The organism is Arthrobacter sp. Y3221157, from assembly GCF_059089865.1.
This window is the reverse complement of the sequence record NZ_JBNHFD010000162.1, coordinates 1-3,513: the sequence shown is the minus strand read 5'-3', so window position 1 is coordinate 3,513 and position 3,513 is coordinate 1. Positions and strand designations below refer to the sequence as shown.

Annotated in this window: 5 protein-coding genes; all 5 read right to left on the bottom strand. The window is 67.0% G+C overall.

Annotation, left to right across the window (positions count from 1 at the left end):
* Window positions 1-1,521, bottom strand: a 1,521-nt coding sequence (locus AC5RTT_RS20180) for a heavy metal translocating P-type ATPase (protein WP_494146651.1), incomplete at its 3' end; no start/stop codon positions are given.
* Window positions 1,522-1,541: 20 nt separating this feature from the next.
* A complete protein-coding gene (locus tag AC5RTT_RS20175) occupies window positions 1,542-1,781 on the bottom strand; it encodes a heavy-metal-associated domain-containing protein (protein WP_494146650.1) in 240 nt (79 codons plus the stop codon).
* 55 nt (window positions 1,782-1,836) lie between these two features.
* Window positions 1,837-2,181 (bottom strand): metal-sensitive transcriptional regulator, encoded by a 345-nt coding sequence (locus AC5RTT_RS20170; RefSeq protein WP_494146649.1) that lies wholly within the window; start codon window positions 2,179-2,181, stop codon window positions 1,837-1,839.
* A 275-nt stretch (window positions 2,182-2,456) separates the two neighbouring features.
* Complete coding sequence (locus tag AC5RTT_RS20165) at window positions 2,457-2,975, bottom strand: universal stress protein (protein ID WP_494146648.1); 519 nt, start codon at window positions 2,973-2,975, stop codon at window positions 2,457-2,459.
* Between the two features lie 47 nt (window positions 2,976-3,022).
* The coding region (locus AC5RTT_RS20160; RefSeq protein ID WP_494146647.1) for a class F sortase at window positions 3,023-3,513 on the bottom strand (491 nt) is incomplete at its 5' end.

The window sequence follows — 3,513 nt, the reverse complement described above, 5'->3', positions numbered from 1 at the left end:
GGCGTGCGCTACGGGGTGCTCGGACGCCGCCTCCACGGCCCCGGCCAGCCGGAGCACGTCGTCCTCCGTGAAGCCGCCGAAGGCCGCGGTGGCGTCCACGGCAAGGACGCCGGTGGTCACCGTCCCGGTCTTGTCGAGCAGGATGGTGTCCACAGTGCGGGTGTCCTCGAGGACCTGCGGGCCCTTGATGAGGATGCCCAGTTGCGCTCCGCGGCCGGTGCCTGTCAGCAGGCCAACCGGCGTGGCCAGGCCCAGCGCGCAGGGGCAGGCAATGACCAGGACCGCGACGGCGGCCGTGAAGGCCGGGCGCAGCTCGCCGCCCGCCGCGTCCGGGCCGGAGAACAGGAGCCACAGCACGAAAGTGGCCGCCGCAATGGCCAGGACCACCGGCACGAAGACAGCGCTGATGCGGTCCGCCAGCCGGGCGATGGGCGCCTTGCCCGTCTGCGCCTGCGACACCAGGCGGGCCATCTGCGCCAGGGTGGTTTCGGAGCCGACCCTTGCCGCCCTGACCAGCAGCCTTCCGGAGGTGTTGATGGTGGCGCCGGTGACGGCCGAACCGGGTCCCACTTCCACAGGGACGGATTCGCCGGTGACCAGGGAGGCGTCCACCGCTGAGCTGCCCTCCACAACTACACCGTCGGTGGCGATCTTCTCGCCCGGGCGGACCACCAGGATGTGGCCCACCTGCAGACGGTCCGCGGGGATCCGCTGCTCCGCGCCGTCGTGAAGGATGGTGGCGTCCTTGGCGCCGAGGTTGAGGAGCGCCTGCAGGGCATCGCCTGCCTTCTTCTTGGCATTCGCCTCCAGGTACCTGCCCAGGAGCAGGAAGGTGGTGACCACCGCCGCCACCTCGAAGTAGAGGCCGCCGGTTTCCATCCCCTCCATGCCGGGGTGTTCGGTCATGCGGGGGTCGGCCGCGAGCTGCCAGGCGGAGAACAAGTACGCCGCGGCTACCCCCAGGGATACCAGGGTGTCCATGGTGGACGCGAAGTGCCGCGCGTTGATGGCGGCCGCCCGGTGGAAGGGCCAGGCGGCCCAGGTCACCACCGGCAGTGCCAGCGCGGCAGCAACCCAGCCCCAGTTGGCGAACTGGAATGCCGGAACCATCGAGACCAGGAACACGGGCACCGTCAGGATGGCCGCCACAAGAAGGCGGGGTTTCAGCTGCTCGGCGGTTCCGCCATGGGCCAGATGGTCATGTTCGACGACGGCGCCCGCGGGTTGCGCCGCCTCCCCGCTTTCGCTGCCGTCCGGCGCAATGGGGTCTGGCCCTGGGGCGTGCCGCAGCGTTGCCTTGTACCCGGCTGCGTTGACGGTGTCCACCAGCTGCTCATCACTGATCCCCGGTGGCACCGTGACGTAGGCCGATTCGAGCGGGAGATTGACTGTTGCCTCCACGCCCTCGAGCTTGCCGAGCTTCTTCTCCACGCGGTTGACGCAGGAGGCGCAGGTCATGCCCTCGATATCGAGTTCCACCACGCGGGTGTCCGGCGGGCGGAGCAGATCCTGGTGACTCATGTTTTGTCCCTGTTGGCCCTTCAGGCTTCGTTGGCGACGACCAGGTACCCGGCCTCCGCCACTGCTTCGCCGATTTCCGAGGGCGACAGCTTTTGCGTGGACGTGATGGTCACGGTGGAAATGCCGCCGGCGTTGAGTTCGACGTCCACGGCCTCCACCCCCGCAAGGGCTTCGAGTTCTTCGCTGACCGCGGAGACGCAGTGGCCGCAGGTCATGCCGGAAACGTTGACGGTTGTGATGGTGGGGGAAGTGGTGCTCAAGGCTGGCTCCTGATGGTTTGGCCGGTGGTGGCCGGCAATGGGTGCAGTTGGGGTTTTAGCGAAGCAGCCGGCCGATGGCGTCGGCCGCTTCCTTGACCTTTGCATCGATGGCTTCGGCGCGCGCTTCCGCGTCGGGTTCCGCGGCGGCCCCCACCACGCAGTGGCCGATGTGCTCCTCCACCAGTCCCAGGCTCACGGCGTGCAGGGCTTTGGTCACGGCGGAAACCTGGGTGAGGATGTCGATGCAGTATTTGTCCTCATCCACCATCCGCGCAATGCCGCGAACCTGGCCTTCAATGCGCTTGAGCCGGCGGAGGTAGGCGTCCTTGTTTCCCGTGTACCCGTGTTCCGGCACGTGCTGCACTGCGGACACGGCAGTTGCCTCTTCAGTGGACTTCATGAATCCACCGTATACCCCCGAGGGGTATCAAACAAGTACCCCCTAAGGGTATAAGGGGGCATCCCAGAGCAGGGCACAAAAAAGCTCCGGAGTGCGTTATTGGGGGATACGCACTCCGGAGCAGCTCTTGGGCAAAACCGGTGTCCACCTGCGTGGATCGGTCTGCTTGAATCAGCTTACTGGCTGGTATTGGCGTCCGCCAGCACCGTGAATAACTACTTTCACTTTATTTTCAGCGTGCCGTTTCCGTCCCCTGTCGGCTGCCCGCGGACGGGTCATGGCCTGTCCTGGTGCGCCGGCATCCGGTAAGGCACCACCAGGACGGGCTTGCTCTGGTGGTGGGTCAGCCACGCTCCCACGGAACCGTTCAGTGCCTCTGACAGCCGGTGCGAGAAGCCGCGTTCGGATGTGCCCACAACAATGATCGGAACGTTGGCTTCGGCCGCCAGCCGGCCCAGCGCACGGGCGGGATCACCCGCAAGGGTGCGAAGCGTCCAGTCCACCACGCCGCTGCCGGGCGGCACCTTGTCCACGGCTGACTGGATGTCTGCTTTCAGTTCCGCCGTGAGCGTCCGGATGTCCTCGTCGTCGGCGTCCGGATGAAGCGACAGGCGGTGGGCCGAGCGGGCAGGGTCCCACTCCACCAGGTAGCTGGCCTCGTCCACATACGCGCACACCAGGGGCGTGCCCAGCCGTGCGGCCAGGGTGGCCGCGGTCTGCAGGACTTCCGGATGCTGCTTGGGCATGATTCCCACCAGCAGGGGGGCAGTTCCACTGAACCGTTCCGATGTCATAGCTCATTGTGCGCCCGGGCAAACTGCCTTGAACAGGTCCCGCCGGATCACATAAGCGCAGGTGAGGCCGTTATCACCACGTTCTTGCCCCACGGGTCCTCCGTGTAGCAGGAGATGAGAACCAGCCGGTTGGGCACGATGTCCCAGATGGGGCTGTCCTTCAAGCTGGACTTCACGTACGTCGTCACGCTGTCCACCTGGTAGGGCAGGGTTCCCGCGGCGGTGTCCACCTCAAAGCGGTCACCCACCCGCGAGGCGGAGCTCAAATGGTTAAACGGCGCCTCCGCTCCATCCCAGCTGTGGCCGATCACGTACGTCGTGTTGGCTGAGCCCTCTCCGGGAGCCCCGAACGGAGCCAGCCAGTAGCCGTCCTTGGTTTCCGGCGGCACGATGGTCTCGCTGTTCTGCGCGGCGCCGTCGAGGTCCAGCGGGTGTACCGGCACGTCAAAACCTGCCGCCCCGTACCGGAGGCGCACCGGAGCCGCCGCCTCCGGGAGGGCGGAGGCGGGTGACGGCGCGGCAGCCGCGGTGGGCGCCG